Here is a 19,791-nt window from a genome sequence, read left to right on the forward strand (position 1 = left end):
AACATGCCGAATTCGGCATGTTTTTTTATTTTACTACTTTTTCAATCATGCTTTCCATAACATGCTCCCAAAGAGAAGTATCATCAGCTAATGTAGCACGGAAATTAGCGTACATTTCTTTTTGTTTTTCCTCGAAAGTTGGATCTTCTTTTTCAGGCAGTGTAGCGCGCATTGAAGTTACTAATTCTTGTACTTTTGGAGCGCGTGGTCCCCAAACGGCTTGTTCATTTCCGTCTTTATCAATGAAAATAAAGATTGGAATGGCACGTGCTGTTCCATTTGTTAAATATTGATCCATTAATTCTAAGTTTTCATCACGAATTAATAATTTCATATCAATATTTGCAACTTCAGAAATTCGTTTCATAACAGGTACACATAAAAGAGCGTCGCCGCACCAGTCAGCTGTTAATACGATAACGTGCCAGCCATCATTTTGACGTTCTTCTAAAACTGGAAGTAATTCATTTGGAATTAAAAAGTTATTGTAAATGTGTAGTAGCTCGTATTGATTTACTTTCATTTCATTCACATATGTATCAAAGGACATGCCTTTATCAGCCCATTGTAGTAAGTTCATAAGTAACACCTCTTTAGTATGATTTGTTTTTATTGTACCAATTTTTATATAGAAAAGCTTGTATTCTTACTCTTTCTTATCACTAAATAATTTATTTAGTGTATAAAGGAATAGTGCGACACATAATTCAGCTATGTTGGACATTTGTACACTCTCTATCCAGTCGTCTGCGGTATGAATGACGAACTAATCTAATGTAATTTCGATTATAGAGAGAAGAGCAATTGAGAGCCAATTGGGCATACTTGTCATCATTGGATGTAGGAGCACTTTAAAGAAAATGAATATAAAATATGTAATACCATCTAATAAAAGAATAAGTAAAAAAAAGAGTAATAGAGCTGTTCTTGATGAATATTCTATACCTGTAATTTGAAAGATTCCTACATATACAAAGAATATAAATGCAAAGAATATAATGAGAATAAGAATAACAACACTAATAATAATAGTCTTATCTTTTAGACTGAGATTAGAAAGTTTGTCTTCTTCACTCATTACCCCAACTCCTTTTTCTGGAAAATCAATTTCATTGTACCATGAAATATCTATTAAAAAACTACGAATTATGGGAAAATAAGGTGACAAAAAGTAAGATTTCATGTAAAATTATTAATAAGGTTTTTATTTAACTAAATGAAATAAAAGGGGCTGTCAAAATTGTCTCAAAATCGAGAGCAATTAATGGAAGAACTATCGACAAATGTGTTTGCTATGTTCCGCACGTTGCGTAATGATATTGGAAAAATATTTGGTGGTTACATACCGTGGAATGAGTTCATCGTCCTTAGAATATTGAATCGTACGAATAAAGAAATGGTATCACGTGTAGCGAATGAGTTAAATGTATCGAATAGTCATATTACAGCTGTTACAGAAAAATTAATTAATAAAGGTTTTGTAACTCGTTCACGCTCTACGTCAGATCGCCGAGTTGTATATTTGGAGATTACAGAACAAGGGAAAGATTTAGTTGCGAAAATGGAAGGGGAGAAAAAGAAATATTTACAAGAAAGATTCTCCGCACTTTCAGAAGAAGAAATGAATATAATGATATCTATTTCTAAAAAACTTATTTAAATAATTAAAAGTAAGAAAACGCTTACGTAATGACAAAGAAGACCTTCCTTATATAGGGAAGGTCTTCTTTCGTATGTAAAAGATTATAAAAAAGAAAATATGTACCATACTACTAGTAAAGGAAGGAGGCAGAAATATGACGAATCGTAATGGTAGTAAAGGTAGCGGAAATCAAGGTTCACCGAAATCAGGGCAATTCCAGCAGGAGTTTAGTACTGAATTTGAAACAGGTAATGATAACAAAGGAAAAGAATATCGTTCGAAAAAAGGAAGCAAATCAAAAAAGGAGTGAAATAATTCACTCCTTTTTTGATTTAAGATGCTGCCGATTGATCTGTATTATATTTTTCTTCTGATTTTGCGACAATCATTGCGCAAATTGCATCACCGGAAATATTTACAGCTGTTCTAGACATATCTAGGATGCGATCAATACCGATAATTAAAGCAATACCTTCTACTGGTAGGTTTACTTGATTTAAAACCATCGTAAGCATTACAAGTCCAACACCTGGTACACCTGCAGTACCGATACTAGCTAGTACAGCAGTTAATACGACTATAGCTAATTGAGGTAATGTAAGTTCAACCCCGTACACTTGAGCGATAAATACAGTCGCGACACCTTGCATAATGGCAGTACCATCCATATTAATCGTTGCACCTAGTGGTTGTACAAAAGAGCTTATCGCTTTTGGAACTCCAAGTTTTTCTTGTGCGGTTTTCATTGCAAACGGAAGAGATGCATTAGAGCTAGATGTACTAAATCCAATCGCCATTACTGGTCCGAAATGTTTAAAGAAACGAATAATACTTTCTTTTGCCAATACCTTTAATAAGCCGCCGTATACGAAGACACCGTGAATAATGAGTACCAACATAACGACAATCATATACTTGAACATCGCAGCGACGCCTGCAAGACCCATTTTACCAACGGATGAAGCGAGCAATCCAAATGTTCCGATTGGAGCTAATTTCATAACGAGATTAACAAGATACATCATTAATTCGTTGCCCTGTTCAAGTAATGAATGGATACCTTGAACTCGTTTTCCTAAAACAGCTAAACCGAGTCCGATTAATGCGGCAAAGACAATGATTTGTAACATGTTACCATCAGCCATCGCTTTTGCTGGGTTATCTGGTACGATATTTAGCAATGTATCGACGAAAGATGTTTCGGTTTTTGCACCTTCATATTTAAGCCCTTCGGTTTTAAAGTTACCGCCAGATCCTGGTTTTATAATCAGTGCAAATGTAACTGCAATAGAGATGGCAACGGCTGTAGTTACAAGAAAGAATGAAATTGATTTTAAGCCGATTCTTCCAAGTTGTTTCGGGTCTCCAAGCCCAGCAGCCCCAAGCACGATAGAAATGAATACAACAGGAACAACTAGCATTTTAATGAGGCGAATAAACAATTGACCAAGTGGATTGAACACATATTGATTTAATGGTTCAAAAATGGATGGTGCAGCTAAATTTAAAGTGAGTCCGACAACTAAACCGAGAAATAATGCAATTAAGATTGCTTTTGTTTGTTTCAATAAACCCCCCCTTATTTTTGTGAAATTACTTTCTAAATTAATTGTACCGAAAAACTACCTATTTTGACAATATTTTCTGAATATTTTGTATAAAAATATCTATTTAAATATAGATTGCTTTTACTAAAATAAGCAAAAAAGTTAAATGATCTATTTAGAAAACAAAATAGACCATCGCATATGATGGTCTAGGGAAGGGGACAATTTATGTCAATTTAATTAGGGATGGAAGTTGTTCAAGACACTGGGGAACGTCTTATAAATTAGGGAGGAACAACTTCGATACATATACTATAAAAGGTAGATGTGACCAGGGTGTGAACATAGAGTGAAAGAGAAAGGGAGTTTTAAGTAAGAAGGTAGAGAGAATAAAAAAATAAGACCATCGCATATGAGATGGTCAAGGAAGGGGACAATTTATGTCAATTTAATTAGGGATGGAAGCTATTCAAAGACACTGGGGAATGTCTTATAAATTAGGGAGGAACAGCTTCGATACATATACTATAAAAGATAGATGTGACTTTGATGTGTACATAGAGTGAAAGAGAAAGGGAGTTTTAAGTAAGAAGAAAGAGAGAGTAAAAAAATAAGACCATCATATGATGGTCTAGGGAAGGGGACAATTTATGTCAATTTAATTAGGGATGGAAGCTATTCAAAGACACTGGGGAATGTCTTATAAATTAGGGAGGAACAGCTTCGATACATATACTATAAAAGATAGATGTGACTTTGATGTGTACATAGAGTGAAAGAGAAAGGGAGTTTTAAGTAAGAAGAAAGAGAGAGTAAAAAAATAAGACCATCATATGATGGTCTAGGGAAGGGGACAATTTATGTCAATTTAATTAGGGATGGAAGCTATTCAAAGACACTGGGGAATGTCTTATAAATTAGGGAGGAACAGCTCCGATACGTATACTATAAAAGGTAAATGTGACCCTCGTGTGAACTTGGCGTGAAAGATATGGGAATTTGAAAAAGGGGTAAAATAGTTGTTGGTGTAAGAGTTATAGTATAAGTGGAGATATAATAGAAAATATTCTTTTGTAAAATAATAGGAATCTGAATATAAATAAAAGTTGAAATCTATGAAAAAAAGGATTATGCTCAACTATATTATGAGAATATAAGGGTTATCCCGCTACTTGTGGGCTCTTAAAGAGTCTTTATTTATGAGGGGTAAAAGCTTCACTTGATAAAGGGAGTTAGTGATATGGAAGTAGCAAAAAAACAAGGGTTGTATAATCGTTTTATACGATTAAATCCACCACAAATTTTAGCATTAGGCTTTTTTTGTTTAATTGTGGTCGGAGGATTGTTATTAAAGTTACCGTTTGCAACGAAAGTACATATTAGTTGGGTAGATGCTTTCTTCACAGCTACGTCGGCAGCGACTGTAACGGGTTTAGGCGTTGTAGATACTGCAAGTACATTTACGATGTTTGGTGAAATTGTTATTATGTTTTTAATTCAAACAGGTGGTCTCGGTCTTATGACGATAGCCATTTTAATTGTTTGGGTATTAGGTAAAAAAATTGGTTTACGTCACCGATTATTAATTGGAGAAGCATTTAATCAAACAAATATTGGTGGTCTTGTGAAATTAGTGAAACGAGTTTTTATTTTTTCTATTTGTATTGAGCTAATTGGAGTTATCTTTTTATCGATTCGCTTTATTCCAGAGTTTGGATTTGGAAAAGGTTTATACTATAGTATTTTTCACGTTATTGCGTCATATAATAATGCCGGTTTTGCGCTTTGGCCAGATAATTTAACAAGATATGTAGGAGATCCTATTATTAATATTGGAATTTGTTCTTTAATTGTAATAGGAGGGCTAGGGTTTACGGTATTAATTGATATATGGTATAGCCGCAGCTTCCGAAAATTATCGCTTCACTCCAAGATCATGATTGTTGGAACGATAGCACTTAACATTATTGCGATGATTGTGATTTTTGTATTGGAATATAATAATGTGAAGACTTTGGGACAACTATCTTTAAATGAAAAGTTATGGGCTTCGTTCTTCCAAGGAATTACACCTCGTACAGCCGGTTTTAACACGATAGATTATGGCGGAATGGAAGAGTCATCGATATTATTTACGATGATATTAATGTTTATTGGTGCAGGGAGTGTATCGACAGGTGGTGGAATTAAGTTAACGACATTCGTTATTTTAATTACATCAGTTCTTTCTTTCTTTAGAAAGAAAGAGGATTTTGTTTTATTTCATCGTACGATTAAAATGTCGACAGTAACGAGAGCGTTAGCAATTGTCGTTGCTAGTCAAATACTTATTTTTACAGCGGTATTTGTATTAATGCTTACAGAAGACTTCAGTTTTATTCAGTTATTATTTGAGACAATTTCAGCGTTTGGCACAGTAGGGTTAACAATGGGGATTACTGCGAAGCTATCGGCATTTGGAAAATGTATTATTATGTTTGTTATGTTTTGTGGATTAATCGGACCGTTAACACTTGTTTTTTCTTTGGCACGACCAGCGAAACAAAAAATTAAATATCCATCAGAAGATGTATTTACAGGATAAGGTATCCCGCATAAAGCGAGATACCTTTTTCTTTTTAAAAAAGAGAGAACAATAACCCAATAAGCGCCACTCGGAATAAAATCGCAATGAGTGCAGCGATACCACCTACAATGGCAGCGATACCGCCAGTTACAGTAGCCCCACGATTATATGCGTAAATACCGAGTAAAACAGACACAAGACCAAACAGTGTTGGGAATGTGAATAGCGATAAAATTGCTAAAGCAAGAGCGATAAAACCAGCAGTCGATCCAGCTGCAGATGATCTTACATCATCATTATCTTTATCATCATAGTCAATACGCTGTGGCGCAACTTCAGCTGCATATTCTTCTTTATAGTCACTATAATCACTATCTATTCGATCTCTTTTTTTATATTCATCAAATTTCTCAGTCAAAGTAAGGACTCCTTTCATAACAAGGTTCAATAATAGTATGTTTCTCTTTACTGTTTTTATCCCGCTATTTGCGAGCGGTAAGACTCCCACCTCAAAATTCGGCTGGAGCGAAGAAGTTAGGTGGGAGTCGTGCTGCCCGTAAACGCCCGATTGGTGAAGGCTAATAATCAGTGGGGGATGAACAAAACCCCCACTAATTAAAGTTTCACTTTATCCGAACCTGTACAGGGAGTAATATCCGATTGGAGAGCAAAAATGTTTTTTCAAAATAGGAAAACTAAGTATGACTTCCTCTATTTTGGAAAGTATAAAAAAGAATAATGAGGAAAGGGTGCAATACATAATGGAACATCCAATTGAAAATTTAATGAAAACAGCAATGACCAATTTAAAAGAGATGGTAGATGTAAATACGATTGTTGGAAGTCCAGTTTCAACAGCTGATGGAAATGTAGTATTAACAGTATCTCAAGTGGCTTTCGGTTTTGGTGCCGGAGGAAGTGACTTTAAAGGTGATTTTATTTCCGAAAAACATAATAATGGACAAGGGCAGCATAAAGAGAACAAGCAAAGTCATCCATTCGGAGGCGGAAGCGGGGCTGGGGTTTCTATTAGCCCAGTTGCTTTTTTAGTAGTTGGTTCTAACGGTGTGCAAGTATTGCATCTCAATAGTAGTACACATTTGATTGAAAAAGCTTTAAATACTGTGCCAAGCACTGTGGATAAATTTGTAAATGGTCGCCAAAAGTGAACTTGCATTTTTTAGGAATTATGATATATTAGAAAAAGTGCGCTTTAGGATGATCGGAATAATTGAACTGTAAATATATATGATGTGTGGAATAAGGGAGAGGAATTTATGATTAATATCAAAAACTTAGTAGTTGGCTTATTTATGTTAGTAAGCGGTTTTGTTGTATATGTAATAAAAGAAAAAGCTCCATTCTAAAACAGACAAACCGTTAATGTCTGTTTTTAATTTGTGAAAAATGTTGACAAGTTATTGTATTGGTGTTAAAATTTTAATTCGTGTCTCGGTTAAAGCTAGTGTAAAGTAAATAAATCTTATGAATATAATACGAAAAGTTTGCGAAAGATCGGGTAGTCTTACCAACAACTTTTGTGAACAAACCCTATAAATTGTATATGTAAGCTTTATATGTATACTAGTGAATCAAGGAGCGGTCAGTGGAACCGTAATGATGAGAGAGAGGTAGGGCTTTCATCCAGTATATGTTACTTTCCCGTTAGGTGAATATAAAAAAGAGGGCTCCTTTTGAAAAGGAGCCCTCTTTCTATAGATAAATTGAAACTATAATCAGTGAGACCATTCCCGTTAAATGTTAGCTCACAAATCATGTGATAAAAATGATTAAGCGCGGTTTTCAACTTGCTGACAAATTTCATCTGTTGTTAAACCATGTGCTGTAATTACAGATCCTTTTATCGATGTATCTGCAATGCCCATTATATTAGAATCTTGCCCAGTTACAACACAACAATCACAACCTTGTGCATCACTTTCAGAGTTAAGTGAAACGACTTCATGCCCTTGTTGCTGAAGAGCTTGTTGAACATCAGTTAAAGAGTTCTCAACACCAATTCTAGCCATAATTTTCACCTCCTACCATCTAGTTGCTAGTATGCTCAAGTTCAAAGCATATATTTATGAAAAGATGGTAGGAAGAGAATATTTGTTTAGTCGTTATATACACCAGTAAGCATTTGACTTACGAATTGATCGTTTAAAGTATCTTGGGCGGAAGAAGTATTTGAATGAATGTCGATTGAAGCTGTATAGTTGTTATGTTTCTTGCTATGTGGTTCTACTTCAACGTAATTATCGAATTTACAAAAACCTTTCGTATCCATTAGGTCAAATAGTTGAAGCATTTCTACTACCTCTTGTCTCGTTCCTTTAATTTGTACACACGCCATATTGATTTCCTCCTTCATTTTGACAAATTGTTTTTTAAAAATAGGATTATGATTACGAAATGAAAAATATGAATGTTATTTTTAGACAGCGTTATTTTTATTATTTTCCCCCTTTTTCAGCAAAAGTCGTTGTATATTCCCGAATTTATAAAAACGGACGTCCGTTTATTGAATACAATAGATTCGTATCAATTGACAAAAATCCTTCTTTTAAACAAATATTTTTTTTGGTGGAAATTGGCGAAAAAAATTTTTTGACTTTTTGTAAACGTTAACAATGTTGTTAAATCAATATAAATAAAGATGTACGTACGATTAAAAATTAAAAATTTTCTAAAAATTTACTTGATTTATTTAGAAAGGAGAGTAAACTAGGAAACAATAAAAAACTCATAGAACATAGGGGGCGCTTTCCAGTGAACGAGCAATGGATTTTCTTAAATGGAGAATTTGTTCCAAAAGACGAAGCAAAAGTTTCAGTATATGATCATGGCTATTTATATGGCGATGGAGTGTTCGAGGGGATTAGGGTGTATAGCGGTAATGTTTTCCGTTTGAGAGAACATCTTGTCCGGTTATATGAATCAGCGAAATCCATCATGTTAGAAATTCCATATACGTTAGAAGAAGTAACGAAGATCGTTGTTGAAACGATTCGACATAATGAACTATCTAATGGATATATCCGCCTAGTCGTGTCAAGAGGACCAGGGAATCTTGGATTAGATCCCGATTCTTGTACGAAACCAAATGTAGTAGTAATTGCAGAACAACTATCTTTATTTCCGCAAGAATATTATGAAAAAGGGATTCCAATTATAACAGTTGCAACGCGTCGTAATCGCCCAGATGTTTTGTCGCCTCAAGTAAAATCTTTAAATTACTTAAATAATATTTTAGTTCGCATTGAAGCGAAATTAGCTGGAGTACAAGAAGCACTTATGCTAAATGATCAAGGGTATGTAGCTGAAGGCTCTGGAGATAACGTATTTATTGTAAAAGGAAATAAATTAATTACACCGCCAAGTTCTGCTGGGGCGTTAGAAGGTATTACAAGAAATGCGATTTTAGAAATCGGTGAAAAGCTTGGATATGACGTAAGAGAAGAATTATTTACAAGGCACGATGTATATGTAGCTGATGAAGTGTTTTTAACAGGAACAGCTGCTGAAGTCATTGCTGTTACGACAGTAGATGGTAGAACGATTGGTTTAGGAAAAACAGGTCCACATACGAATCGTCTATTAGAAGAATTTCGTAAATTAGTTGTAGAAGATGGTGAGAAAATTTACGAAGAAAATAAAGTTGGATAATAATCCTTTATGACATGATAAAACGTTGATAGGGAGGAGTAGTTGATTGTGAAGCCTCACAGAGAGTCGGTGGTTGCTGAAAACCGATGGTTCACGTCGACGAACATCGCCCTTGAGTGCTAAGCTGAAGCATTTGTCTAGGCTTAGACGGTAGCTCCGTTATTAGCTAGACTCATCCCGAGTCACTGAGGCAAGAGTATTCTTGCAAAGAAGGGTGGTACCGCGAAATCTTTCGTCCCTTCAGCACATAGCTGGAGTGTGGACGTAGGATTTTTTTATTTTATAAAGGGTATAAAAAGGGGGCTTATAAGAAAAATGTCTTCAAAAACAGAAGAGAAACTGGCAACTGGTGCACAGCTATTGTTAGAAGCGCTAGAAAAGGAAAGGGTAGAAGTGATTTTCGGTTATCCGGGTGGTGCTGTTTTACCTCTATATGATGCGCTTTATGATTGTGAGATTCCGCATATTTTAACGCGGCATGAACAAGGTGCAATTCATGCGGCTGAAGGATATGCAAGAATTACAGGAAATCCAGGAGTTGTCATTGCAACAAGCGGGCCTGGTGCTACAAATGTTATTACTGGTCTAGCTGACGCGATGATTGATTCATTGCCACTTGTTGTATTTACAGGGCAAGTAGCAACGACGTTAATCGGGAGTGATGCTTTCCAAGAAGCTGATATTATGGGGCTTACGATGCCGGTGACAAAACATAATTATCAAGTACGAAAAGCATCGGATTTACCCCGAATTATTAAAGAAGCATTTCATATCGCTAGAACAGGAAGACCAGGACCAGTCGTAATTGACCTTCCGAAAGATATGGTAGTAGAGAAAGGTGAGCGATGTAGTGATGTACAAATGGATTTACCAGGATACCAGCCTAATTACGAACCGAATCTACTACAAATAAACAAATTATTACAAGCGATTGCGACTTCAAAAAAACCGTTGATTTTAGCTGGAGCAGGTGTATTACATGCAAAGGCATCGAAAGAATTAACAAGCTTTGCTCGTAAATATGAAATCCCTGTTGTGCATACATTACTTGGTCTTGGTGGTTTTCCACCAGATGATAAATTATTTCTTGGGATGGGGGGAATGCACGGCTCTTATACGGCTAATATGGCGTTATATGAATGTGATCTACTTATAAATATAGGAGCAAGATTTGACGATCGTCTTACTGGAAATTTAGCTTATTTTGCTAAAGAAGCGATTGTCGCACATATAGATATTGATCCAGCGGAAATCGGAAAAAATGTGCCGACTGAAATTCCAATTGTTGCGAGTGCGAAGCAAGCATTAGAAGCTCTACTCAACTTTAAGGAAGGGGAAGTAAATCACAATGATTGGCTCTCATTATTGAATAGTAGAAAAGAAAAATACCCACTTTCTTACAAAGAGCATTCGGAATGTATTAAGCCTCAATATGCAATTGATATGCTATACGAAATTACGAAAGGGGAAGCGATTGTAACGACAGATGTTGGGCAACATCAAATGTGGGCAGCTCAATATTATCCGCTGAAAAATCCAGATAAATGGGTAACTTCTGGAGGCTTAGGAACAATGGGCTTCGGATTTCCAGCAGCAATTGGTGCACAAATTGCAAAGCCAGAGGAATTAGTTATTGCCATTGTCGGTGATGCGGGATTTCAAATGACCCTGCAAGAACTAAGTGTATTAAAAGAGCATTCTTTACCAGTTAAAGTGTTTATTTTAAATAATGAAGCTTTAGGAATGGTAAGACAATGGCAAGATGAATTTTATAATCAAAGATATTCACATTCTTTATTGCCATGTCAACCAGATTTTGTTGCTCTTGCGAATGCGTATGGCATAAAAGGTGTTCGTATTGATGATCCACTTCTTGCAAAGAAGCAATTACAACATGTGATTGAGTTACAAGAGCCAGTCGTAATTGATTGCCGCGTACTTCAATCTGAAAAGGTTATGCCGATGGTTGCTCCAGGAAAAGGGGTTCACCAAATGGAGGGAGTGGAGAAAAGGTGAAGAGAATTGTTACAGCGACAGTTCGAAATCAAAGCGGTGTGTTAAATCGAATTACAGGCGTTATGACACGTAGACATTTTAATATTGAAAGTATTTCAGTAGGGCATACGGAATCTTCGGATATTTCAAGGATGACGATTGTTGTACATGTTGAAAGTGAACAGCAGGTTGAACAGTTAATTAAACAACTGCATAAGCAAATCGATGTCCTAAAAGTATCTGATATTACAGAAGAAGCAATGATTGCTAGAGAACTTGCGCTTATTAAAGTGGCAACCTCAAGTGTAACAAGAGCAGAATTATATAGTTTAATTGAACCGTTCCGAGCCGCTGTAATAGATGTTGGGAAGGATTCCATAGTGGTGCAAGTAACAGGTACCCAGGAGAAAGTAGAAGCGTTAATTGAATTACTTCGTCCATACGGTTTGAAAGAAATTGCTAGAACAGGTGTAACAGCATTTACGCGTAGTATGAAAAAACAAGATAAACAAGTGATGTTAATTCAATAATTATTTAAATATAGGGGGAAATGAAAATGGCAAAAGTTTATTATGAAAAAGACGTGACGGTAAATGTATTAAAGGAAAAGAAAGTAGCAATTATCGGATATGGATCGCAAGGCCATGCGCATGCGCAAAACTTACGTGATAACGGATTTGATGTAGTAGTTGGACTGAGAAAAGGAAAGTCATGGGAAAAGGCGAAAGAAGATGGATTTTCTGTATATACGGTAGCGGAAGCTGCAAAAAAAGCTGATGTAGTAATGATTCTACTACCGGATGAACTACAGCCAGAAGTATATGAAGCTGAAATTGCATCAAACTTACAAGGCGGCAATTCTCTTGTATTCGCACATGGCTTTAATGTTCACTTTGATCAAGTAAAACCGCCAGCTAATGTAGATGTATTTCTAGTAGCGCCGAAAGGTCCGGGGCATCTAGTGCGCCGTACATTTGCTGAGGGCGGGGCTGTTCCTGCATTATTTGCAGTCTATCAAGATGCAACAGGAGTTGCGACTGAAAAGGCACTTTCTTATGCAGATGGAATTGGAGCGACGAGAGCTGGTGTATTAGAAACGACGTTTAAGGAAGAAACAGAAACAGATTTATTTGGAGAGCAAGCTGTGCTTTGCGGCGGAGTAACTGCACTAGTAAAAGCTGGATTTGAAACGTTAGTTGATGCAGGATATCAACCTGAACTTGCATATTTTGAATGTTTACATGAATTGAAACTCATTGTTGATCTTATGTACGAAGGTGGACTTGAAAATATGAGATATTCAGTTTCAGATACAGCGCAGTGGGGAGACTTCGTATCAGGACCACGCGTTGTTACTGAAGATACGAAGAAAGCGATGGGAGAAGTGTTAGCAGAAATTCAAGATGGTACATTTGCAAGAGGTTGGATTGCAGAGCATAAAGCAGGAAGACCAAATTTCCAGGCGACAAATGAGAAAGAAAATGAACATGAAATCGAAGTAGTTGGACGTAAATTACGTGAAATGATGCCTTTCGTACAGCCACGAGTAAAGGTAGGGATTAAATAATATGAAGCAGATTTTGTTCATGGATACGACGCTTCGTGATGGCGAACAATCACCAGGAGTTAATTTAAATGAACAAGAGAAATTACAGATTGCAAGGCAACTAGAGAGACTTGGTATTAATGTAATGGAAGCGGGATTCGCAGCAGCTTCTGAAGGTGATTTTCAATCGGTAAAACGTATCGCAAATACCATTCAAAATGCTACGGTTATGAGTTTAGCTAGAGCGAAAGAAAGTGATATTCGAAGAGCCTATGAAGCTGTGAAAGGCGCTGTCTCTCCTCGTTTACACGTATTTTTAGCTACAAGTGACATTCATATGAAATATAAGCTTTGTATGTCAAAAGAAGATGTATTAGATAGCATACATCGCTCGGTTACGCTCGGGAAATCATTATTTCCGACAGTGCAATTTTCAGCAGAAGATGCGACAAGAACATCGAGAGCATTTTTAGCTGAAGCAGTAGAAGTAGCGATTCGTGCAGGAGCGAATGTAATCAATATTCCTGATACAGTTGGATATACGAATCCAGAAGAATATTATTCTCTTTTTAAATACTTACAAGAATCCGTTCCTTCGTATGAAAAAGCAATTTTCTCTTGTCACTGTCACGATGATCTTGGGATGGCGGTAGCGAATTCGTTAGCTGCAGTTGAAGGCGGAGCGTTACAAGTAGAAGGAACGATTAATGGGATTGGAGAAAGAGCGGGGAATGCAGCTCTAGAAGAGGTCGCAGTTGCTCTTCATATTAGAAAAGATTTCTATGAAGCAGAGTCTTCTATGACGTTAAAAGAAATTAAAGCGACAAGTACATTAGTAAGTCATTTAACAGGTATGGTTGTACCAAAAAATAAAGCGATTGTTGGAGCAAATGCATTTGCTCATGAATCAGGTATTCATCAAGACGGTGTTTTAAAAGAAGTGACGACATATGAAATTATTGAACCGGCGCTTATAGGTGAATCTCAAAATCTATTTGTACTTGGAAAACATTCTGGTCGTCACGCATTTACGGAAAAAATGAAAGAACTAGGCTATGAATTTACAAAAGAAGAACGAGATGCGGTGTTTGAAGCATTTAAAAAATTGGCTGATCGTAAAAAGGAAATTACAGAAGAAGATTTACGCGCGCTTATGCTGGGCGAAGCAGCATTTTCGGCACAACAATATAGTATTACGCAATTACAAGTACATTTCGTATCCAATAGTACACAGTGTGCAACAGTTGTACTAAAAGATGAGGAAGGAAATATGTATGAAGATGCAGCAACTGGTTCTGGAAGTATAGAAGCAATCTATAATGCAATTCAAAGAATTTTAGGATTAGAATGTGACTTAGCGGATTATCGCATACAATCTATTACACAAGGTCAAGACGCACTGGCTCATGTTCATGTTGAATTAAAAGAAGGCACGCATCAAGTATCAGGTTTTGGCGTTGCGCAAGACGTATTGGAAGCGTCGGCGAGAGCTTATGTCCATGCAGCAGGGAAATTAAAATCTCTTATAGCGCTTGTGAAATAAGTGTTTGATAGGTGAGAGAAGCTTTCCTCACCTATCAAATTAAAGTTCTGAAAATTCAGTTGAAAAAGGAGTGTTGAAATTGGAAAAACGTATCGTTTGCTTAGCTGGTGATGGTGTTGGTCCGGAAATTATGGAAAGTGCGAAGGAAGTATTGCATATGGTAGAGAGGCTATATGGACATCATTTTCATTTACAAGATGAGTACTTTGGCGGGAGTGCTATCGACTTAACCGGGCAACCATTACCACAACGAACACTTGCCGCTTGTTTAGCAAGTGATGCGGTTTTACTTGGAGCGGTTGGTGGTCCACGGTGGGATGGTGCGAAAGAAAGGCCAGAGAAAGGATTATTAGCTTTAAGAAAAGGACTTGGTGTATTTGCGAATGTTCGACCTGTAACGGTAGAAAGCGCAACTGCACATTTATCGCCATTAAAAAACGCTGATGAAATTGATTTCGTTGTTGTTCGTGAATTAACAGGCGGTATTTATTTTTCTTATCCGAAAGAACGAACGGATGAAGTAGCAACCGATACACTTACGTATCATCGTCATGAAATTGAACGTATCGTTTCGTATGCTTTTCAATTAGCGAGCAAACGGAAGAAAAAAGTTACATCTATTGATAAGGCGAATGTTTTAGAGTCTAGTAAACTATGGAGAACTGTTACGGAAGAAGTAGCCCTTCGCTATCCAAATGTTGAATTAGAGCATATTTTAGTCGATGCAGCCGCTATGGAATTAATTCGTAATCCAGGTCGATTTGACGTTATCGTAACAGAAAATTTATTTGGTGATATTTTAAGTGACGAGGCTTCTGTATTAGCAGGATCGTTAGGAATGCTTCCATCAGCAAGCCATGCGGAAAATGGTCCTTCATTATATGAGCCTATTCACGGATCAGCACCGGATATTGCGGGGAGAAATAAGGCGAACCCAATCGCAATGATGCGTTCTGTTGCAATGATGCTTGGGCAATCATTTGGATTAACGAGAGAAGGGTCTGCAATTGAATCCGCAATATCTGCAGTTCTTCAATCTGGAAAATATACAGCAGATATTGGGGGAAATGAGACGACAACTTCATTTACGAAGGCAGTTATTCAAGAGATGGAAGAGCAAGCACTAGTAGGGAGAGGACGATAATGGGAAAAAGATTACTAGATAAGCTTTGGGAGAGACATGTAGTTGCGACAAACGAAAATGGATTGGATTTATTATATATCGATCTTCATCTCGTTCATGAAGTAACGTCACCGCAAGCCTTTGAAGGCTTGCGGCTTACAAATAGAACTGTTCGGAGACCAGAATTAACATTTGCAACGATGGATCATAATATTCCAACGAAAGATGTTTGGAATATTACGGATCGTATTGCGAAGCAGCAATTGGATACACTTCGTGAGAACTGCAAACAATTTCAAGTGTCATTAGCTGATATTGGTGATGAAGAGCAAGGGATTGTTCATGTTATCGGACCAGAACTTGGACTCACACAGCCTGGAAAAACAATTGTTTGCGGTGATAGTCATACAGCAACCCACGGTGCTTTCGGAGCACTAGCATTTGGTATTGGTACGAGTGAAGTGGAACACGTATTGGCAACGCAAACGTTATGGCAACGAAAACCGAAAGCGATGGGTATTGAATTAAAAGGAAAGTTACAGAAAGGTGTGTATGCAAAAGATATTATTTTACATCTCCTTTCAAAGTACGGCGTAGCAGTTGGAACCGGATATGTAATGGAATTTTACGGTGAGACGATTCAAGCTATGGAGATGGAAGAGAGAATGACACTTTGCAATATGGCAATTGAAGGAGGAGCGAAAGCTGGTATCATTGCACCAGATGAAAAAACATTTTCTTATGTAAAAGGTCGTAAATATGCACCGAAAGATTATGGAAGTTTTACGGAAATATGGTCGGAGCTTTATACAGATTCAGATGCAATTTATGATTTACATATTTCGATAGATGTTACGGATTTAGCACCGTATGTTACTTGGGGAACAAATCCTAGTATGGGTGTTCGCATTGATGAAAAATTACCAGAAAAGCATGATGAAAATGATGAAAGAGCATTTTCGTATATGGGATTGAGTCCTGGACAAAGCACTTTTGAAATTCCAGTTCAGCATGTTTTCATTGGATCTTGTACAAATTCCAGGCTATCTGATTTAGAAATTGCCGCATCTGTTGTAAAAGGGAAAAAGGTAAAAGATGGTGTGCGAGCCCTCGTTGTTCCTGGGTCTAAAAAGGTAAGAGAAGCAGCAATGCAAAAAGGATTACACCGCATATTTGAAGAAGCGGGATTTGAATGGAGAGAGCCTGGATGTTCAATGTGTCTTGGAATGAATCCGGATCAAGTGCCGGAAGGAGAACATTGTGCATCTACTTCAAATCGTAACTTTGAAGGAAGACAAGGAAAAGGAGCACGAACGCATTTAGTTAGCCCGGCAATGGCAGCGGCGGCTGCGTTATATGGGCATTTTGTTGATATTAGAAAGGAGAGTTACGATGGAGCCATTTCGTATTCATAAAGGTACTGCCGCAGTACTTATGAATGATAACATTGATACAGATCAAATTATTCCGAAGCAATACTTAAAGAGAATTGAAAGGACGGGATTTGGAAAGTATTTATTTGATGAGTGGCGTTACAATAATGAGCGCCATGAAAATCCTAATTTTCCCCTTAATGCACAAGAACGAAAAGGAGCAAGTATATTAATTACAGGTGATAATTTTGGATGTGGTTCTTCAAGAGAACATGCTCCGTGGGCACTTGCTGATTATGGTTTCCGCGTTATTATCGCCGGAGGATTTGCAGATATTTTTTATATGAATTGTATGAAGAATGGTATGTTACCGATTGTAATGGATAAAGAAACTCGTGAACAACTTGCCAAAACGAATGCGAGAGATCAAATGGAAGTCGATTTAGAGAATGAAGTAATTACTACGAATACGCACAGGTTTCATTTTACAATCGAGAAAATGTGGAAAGAAAAATTATTAAATGGTCTAGACGAAATTAGTATTACGATGCAATATGAACAAGAAATTGGAGAGTATGAAAGGAAAGTAGCTTTATATTAAGAAATAACGGAATTTTTAAAATGTATTTACATTCAGAATTAAGTATTATATACTATGTAAAAATCAGAGGAGAAAGGGAGTAAGTATTATGAATATCGTGCAATCTATTAAAATGCTTACACAACTACATCATCATACATAAAACCCTTGAACCTAGCGTGAAAACGTGTAGGCACAAGGGTTATTCCCGTTGTACCTACACTCTACTAAAGAGCCTTGTAGGTATTTTGTCTACAAGGCTCTTTTTATTTTCGGTTTAGGTGAATGAAATAGGCATACATTAGAAAGGGAAAGGTGTGAGAATTTAGATGACAAAATGGAAACGGGCAAACCCAAATGGAACGAGGGACTATTTATTCGAAGAATGTACGTTAATTGAAGAAGTAGAACAAAAATTAAGGCGTACTTTTTTAGAGCGAGGTTATGAAGAAATAAGGACACCGACGATAGAATTTTATGATGTTTTTGCATTTCAAAACAGGCCGATAGATGAGGAAAAGATGTATAAATTTTTTGATGAAAAAGGACGGATTATCGTGTTACGCCCAGATATGACAATTCCTTTAGCGAGAGTGATGGGAACGCAGAGGTGGGATACTCCGCTTAAACTGACGTATAGCGGGAATGTATTTCGGGCGAATGAGTCCCATTCTGGAAAATATAATGAAATCGTACAAAGTGGTATTGAAATTATCGGGATTGATAATGTAAGAGCTGAAATTGAATGCGTAATAAGTGTTATTCAGGCACTTCAAAAGTCAAAGGTGCAATCTTTTACAATTGAGATTGGGCAAGTACAGTTATATAAATGTATTGTAAAAAAACTCTCCATTCGTGATGAAGAAGAGAGTGTGCTTAGAACATATATTGAAAGTAAAAATTATGCTGCGCTATCAAATTTTATTAGAGAAAAGAAATTAGATCGATGTGATGAAACAGTAAGATTACTTGAGAAATTGCCAAGGCTATTTGGAAATTTAGAAGTTATTGAGGAAGCAGAAAAACTCGCCTCAAGTAATGAAATGAAAATGGCGATTGCCAGAGTGAAAGAAATATATGAAGCAATTGAAAAACTAGGATATGGATCTTACATCTCAATTGATTTAGGTATGATTCAACATTTGGATTATTATACAGGTGTTATTTTCAAAGGGTATATATATGAAATTGGAGAAGAAATTGTTAGTGGAGGAAGATATGATGAGTTAATTGGGAATTTTGGAGAGATGCTGCCGGCTGTTGGACTCGCGGTGCAAGTCAATCAAATTGTGAAGGCGCTGCAAGATCAGCAAGAACCATATGAACGAAAGAAAATAGATATTATGATTCATTATGAGTTAAATAGATTAGCAGAAGCGGAAAGATTACGAAATTTACTTCAAAAGGACGGGAAAAAAGTAGAGCTATCTTTATTCTCTAATTTAAACGACACCTTTCAATTTGCCAGAAAAAATAAAATAGTAACGGTCGTAGAGGCAAAGAACGAATCATTAGTGGAATATGTATGGAAAGAGAAATGGGTATTCCAGAAAGAAGGAGAAACTTCATGCGTAACATTCAAATTGCGTTAACGAAAGGAAGATTAGAGAAGTATGTGATTCCATTGTTTGAGCAGATTGGAATTGATTGTTCGGAGCTCAAAAATAAAGGACGAAAGCTTGTCTTTCAAAGTAGAAATACAGATATCTCATTTATTTTAGTGAAAGCAGTAGATGTTGCTACTTATGTAGAACATGGAGTAGCTGATATTGGGGTCGTTGGAAAAGATATTTTAATGGAAAACGAGAAAGATATTTATGAAATGTTGGATTTAGGAGTAGGCGTGTGTAAGTTTTGTGTTGCTTCTATTCCTACTTATAATCCGAAGAGCTACCGGAAGAAACGCATTGCTACGAAATATCCACATATTACTTCTAACTATTTTCATGATAAAGGGGAGGATGTAGAGATTATAAAAATAGAAGGTTCTGTAGAAATCGCTCCTATTCTTGGATTGGTAGATGCGATTGTTGATATTGTTGAAACAGGAAAAACATTACAAGAAAATGGACTCATTATATTTGAGGAAATGTGTTCTATATCTGCTCGAATGATTGTAAATAAGGCTGCATTAAAAACTAAAAAAGACGAAATATTCAGTATTATAAATATGATGGAACAAGAAATTTTGTCAGGAAAATAGGGGG

The 19,791-nt window shown here is 36.5% G+C and carries 21 protein-coding genes, 1 pseudogene and 1 other annotated feature; of the genes and pseudogenes, 16 read left to right on the plus strand and 6 right to left on the minus strand.

From position 1 onward, the window contains the following. Nucleotides 1-25: 25 nt before the first annotated feature. Both MRBLBA3_RS05445 and MRBLBA3_RS05450 read right to left on the minus strand, forming a co-directional pair. Nucleotides 26-613 (minus strand): thioredoxin family protein, encoded by a 588-nt coding sequence (locus MRBLBA3_RS05445; RefSeq protein WP_363380170.1) that lies wholly within the window; start codon nt 611-613, stop codon nt 26-28. Nucleotides 614-646: 33 nt separating this feature from the next. Next, nucleotides 647-1,078 (minus strand): annotated as a pseudogene (locus MRBLBA3_RS05450) (regulatory YrvL family protein). A 162-nt stretch (nt 1,079-1,240) separates the two neighbouring features. On the opposite strand from MRBLBA3_RS05450, the gene MRBLBA3_RS05455 reads away from it, so the two are divergent. Together MRBLBA3_RS05455 and MRBLBA3_RS05460 are read left to right on the plus strand one after the other, a co-directional pair. Further along, nucleotides 1,241-1,660 carry a MarR family winged helix-turn-helix transcriptional regulator gene (locus MRBLBA3_RS05455; protein ID WP_000081442.1) on the plus strand — a complete coding sequence of 140 codons (420 nt, stop codon included), beginning with the start codon at nt 1,241-1,243 and terminating at the stop codon, nt 1,658-1,660. A gap of 136 nt (nt 1,661-1,796) precedes the next feature. Beyond that, nucleotides 1,797-1,952, plus strand: coding sequence for a hypothetical protein (locus MRBLBA3_RS05460; RefSeq protein WP_000184933.1), 156 nt, complete (start codon nt 1,797-1,799; stop codon nt 1,950-1,952). 22 nt (nt 1,953-1,974) lie between these two features. On the opposite strand, the gene MRBLBA3_RS05465 is transcribed toward MRBLBA3_RS05460, so the two are convergent. Continuing rightward, nucleotides 1,975-3,210 (minus strand): dicarboxylate/amino acid:cation symporter, encoded by a 1,236-nt coding sequence (locus MRBLBA3_RS05465; protein ID WP_363380092.1) that lies wholly within the window; start codon nt 3,208-3,210, stop codon nt 1,975-1,977. A 1,219-nt stretch (nt 3,211-4,429) separates the two neighbouring features. Between MRBLBA3_RS05465 and MRBLBA3_RS05470 the strand changes: the two genes are divergently transcribed. Continuing rightward, nucleotides 4,430-5,773, plus strand: a complete 1,344-nt coding sequence (locus tag MRBLBA3_RS05470; protein ID WP_000451425.1) for a TrkH family potassium uptake protein — start codon at nt 4,430-4,432, stop codon at nt 5,771-5,773. A gap of 34 nt (nt 5,774-5,807) precedes the next feature. Here MRBLBA3_RS05470 and MRBLBA3_RS05475 read toward each other — a convergent pair whose 3' ends face one another. Continuing rightward, nucleotides 5,808-6,173, minus strand: a complete 366-nt coding sequence (locus tag MRBLBA3_RS05475) for a hypothetical protein (protein ID WP_000136552.1) — start codon at nt 6,171-6,173, stop codon at nt 5,808-5,810. Between the two features lie 283 nt (nt 6,174-6,456). Here MRBLBA3_RS05475 and ytfJ point away from each other — a divergent pair, with 283 nt between their 5' ends. Further along, entirely contained in the window at nt 6,457-6,924 is a 468-nt protein-coding gene (gene ytfJ / locus MRBLBA3_RS05480) for a GerW family sporulation protein (protein ID WP_002096773.1), read from the plus strand. Between the two features lie 108 nt (nt 6,925-7,032). Further along, nucleotides 7,033-7,122: a hypothetical protein gene (locus MRBLBA3_RS05485; protein WP_000608227.1), complete on the plus strand. Its 90-nt coding sequence runs from the start codon at nt 7,033-7,035 to the stop codon at nt 7,120-7,122. Nucleotides 7,123-7,545: 423 nt separating this feature from the next. Here the strand turns inward: MRBLBA3_RS05485 and MRBLBA3_RS05490 are convergent, their stop codons facing one another. Both MRBLBA3_RS05490 and MRBLBA3_RS05495 read right to left on the minus strand, forming a co-directional pair. Then, the gene (locus tag MRBLBA3_RS05490; protein WP_000101008.1) at nt 7,546-7,785 is read right to left on the minus strand and encodes a YkuS family protein; all 240 of its coding nucleotides are present in this window, start codon (nt 7,783-7,785) and stop codon (nt 7,546-7,548) included. Between the two features lie 86 nt (nt 7,786-7,871). Next, entirely contained in the window at nt 7,872-8,111 is a 240-nt protein-coding gene (locus tag MRBLBA3_RS05495; protein WP_000752501.1) for a DUF3911 family protein, read from the minus strand. A 59-nt stretch (nt 8,112-8,170) separates the two neighbouring features. Here MRBLBA3_RS05495 and MRBLBA3_RS05500 point away from each other — a divergent pair, with 59 nt between their 5' ends. The 11 genes from MRBLBA3_RS05500 (at nt 8,171) to hisG (ending at nt 19,787) form a co-directional block, all read left to right on the plus strand. Continuing rightward, nucleotides 8,171-8,386: a hypothetical protein gene (locus MRBLBA3_RS05500; RefSeq protein WP_044739212.1), complete on the plus strand. Its 216-nt coding sequence runs from the start codon at nt 8,171-8,173 to the stop codon at nt 8,384-8,386. Between the two features lie 141 nt (nt 8,387-8,527). After that, nucleotides 8,528-9,424 (plus strand): branched-chain-amino-acid transaminase, encoded by an 897-nt coding sequence (ilvE, locus tag MRBLBA3_RS05505; RefSeq protein WP_363380098.1) that lies wholly within the window; start codon nt 8,528-8,530, stop codon nt 9,422-9,424. Nucleotides 9,425-9,440: 16 nt separating this feature from the next. Then, nucleotides 9,441-9,667: a binding site (T-box leader), on the plus strand. 72 nt (nt 9,668-9,739) lie between these two features. Further along, nucleotides 9,740-11,440: an acetolactate synthase large subunit gene (ilvB, locus tag MRBLBA3_RS05510; protein ID WP_363380101.1), complete on the plus strand. Its 1,701-nt coding sequence runs from the start codon at nt 9,740-9,742 to the stop codon at nt 11,438-11,440. Further along, nucleotides 11,437-11,949: an acetolactate synthase small subunit gene (ilvN, locus tag MRBLBA3_RS05515; protein WP_000822951.1), complete on the plus strand. Its 513-nt coding sequence runs from the start codon at nt 11,437-11,439 to the stop codon at nt 11,947-11,949. The genes ilvB and ilvN overlap by 4 nt, the downstream gene beginning before the upstream one ends. Nucleotides 11,950-11,975: 26 nt before the next feature. After that, nucleotides 11,976-12,986, plus strand: coding sequence for a ketol-acid reductoisomerase (gene ilvC, locus MRBLBA3_RS05520; RefSeq protein WP_363380104.1), 1,011 nt, complete (start codon nt 11,976-11,978; stop codon nt 12,984-12,986). Nucleotide 12,987: 1 nt separating this feature from the next. After that, nucleotides 12,988-14,508 (plus strand): 2-isopropylmalate synthase, encoded by a 1,521-nt coding sequence (leuA, locus tag MRBLBA3_RS05525; protein WP_000809607.1) that lies wholly within the window; start codon nt 12,988-12,990, stop codon nt 14,506-14,508. A 79-nt stretch (nt 14,509-14,587) separates the two neighbouring features. Continuing rightward, nucleotides 14,588-15,652, plus strand: coding sequence for a 3-isopropylmalate dehydrogenase (leuB, locus tag MRBLBA3_RS05530; RefSeq protein WP_328022738.1), 1,065 nt, complete (start codon nt 14,588-14,590; stop codon nt 15,650-15,652). Continuing rightward, a complete protein-coding gene (gene leuC, locus MRBLBA3_RS05535; protein WP_363380109.1) occupies nt 15,652-17,046 on the plus strand; it encodes a 3-isopropylmalate dehydratase large subunit in 1,395 nt (464 codons plus the stop codon). Before leuB ends, leuC begins: the two co-directional genes overlap by 1 nt. Next, nucleotides 17,024-17,605: a 3-isopropylmalate dehydratase small subunit gene (gene leuD / locus MRBLBA3_RS05540; protein WP_000433208.1), complete on the plus strand. Its 582-nt coding sequence runs from the start codon at nt 17,024-17,026 to the stop codon at nt 17,603-17,605. Before leuC ends, leuD begins: the two co-directional genes overlap by 23 nt. Before the next feature lie 308 nt (nt 17,606-17,913). Next, nucleotides 17,914-19,176, plus strand: coding sequence for an ATP phosphoribosyltransferase regulatory subunit (gene hisZ / locus MRBLBA3_RS05545; protein WP_000170311.1), 1,263 nt, complete (start codon nt 17,914-17,916; stop codon nt 19,174-19,176). Further along, nucleotides 19,152-19,787: an ATP phosphoribosyltransferase gene (hisG, locus tag MRBLBA3_RS05550; RefSeq protein WP_363380114.1), complete on the plus strand. Its 636-nt coding sequence runs from the start codon at nt 19,152-19,154 to the stop codon at nt 19,785-19,787. Before hisZ ends, hisG begins: the two co-directional genes overlap by 25 nt. The last annotated feature ends 4 nt before the right edge of the window (nt 19,788-19,791 follow it).

It is taken from the genome of Bacillus sp. LBA3-1-1.1 (assembly GCF_040676495.1).
Taxonomy (GTDB): Bacteria; Bacillota; Bacilli; order Bacillales; family Bacillaceae_G; genus Bacillus_A; species Bacillus_A nitratireducens.

Coding starts and splice junctions, on each gene's coding strand:
- leuC (WP_363380109.1), top strand. CDS start 15,652: ATGGGAAAAAGATTACTAGATAAGCTTTGGGAGAGACATGTAGTTGCG.
- MRBLBA3_RS05485 (WP_000608227.1), top strand. CDS start 7,033: ATGATTAATATCAAAAACTTAGTAGTTGGCTTATTTATGTTAGTAAGC.
- MRBLBA3_RS05470 (WP_000451425.1), top strand. CDS start 4,430: ATGGAAGTAGCAAAAAAACAAGGGTTGTATAATCGTTTTATACGATTA.
- MRBLBA3_RS05495 (WP_000752501.1), bottom strand. CDS start 8,111: ATGGCGTGTGTACAAATTAAAGGAACGAGACAAGAGGTAGTAGAAATG.
- ilvB (WP_363380101.1), top strand. CDS start 9,740: ATGTCTTCAAAAACAGAAGAGAAACTGGCAACTGGTGCACAGCTATTG.
- MRBLBA3_RS05490 (WP_000101008.1), bottom strand. CDS start 7,785: ATGGCTAGAATTGGTGTTGAGAACTCTTTAACTGATGTTCAACAAGCT.
- leuD (WP_000433208.1), top strand. CDS start 17,024: ATGGAGCCATTTCGTATTCATAAAGGTACTGCCGCAGTACTTATGAAT.
- ilvC (WP_363380104.1), top strand. CDS start 11,976: ATGGCAAAAGTTTATTATGAAAAAGACGTGACGGTAAATGTATTAAAG.
- ytfJ (WP_002096773.1), top strand. CDS start 6,457: ATGACTTCCTCTATTTTGGAAAGTATAAAAAAGAATAATGAGGAAAGG.
- MRBLBA3_RS05500 (WP_044739212.1), top strand. CDS start 8,171: ATGAAAAATATGAATGTTATTTTTAGACAGCGTTATTTTTATTATTTT.
- hisG (WP_363380114.1), top strand. CDS start 19,152: ATGCGTAACATTCAAATTGCGTTAACGAAAGGAAGATTAGAGAAGTAT.
- hisZ (WP_000170311.1), top strand. CDS start 17,914: ATGACAAAATGGAAACGGGCAAACCCAAATGGAACGAGGGACTATTTA.
- MRBLBA3_RS05460 (WP_000184933.1), top strand. CDS start 1,797: ATGACGAATCGTAATGGTAGTAAAGGTAGCGGAAATCAAGGTTCACCG.
- leuA (WP_000809607.1), top strand. CDS start 12,988: ATGAAGCAGATTTTGTTCATGGATACGACGCTTCGTGATGGCGAACAA.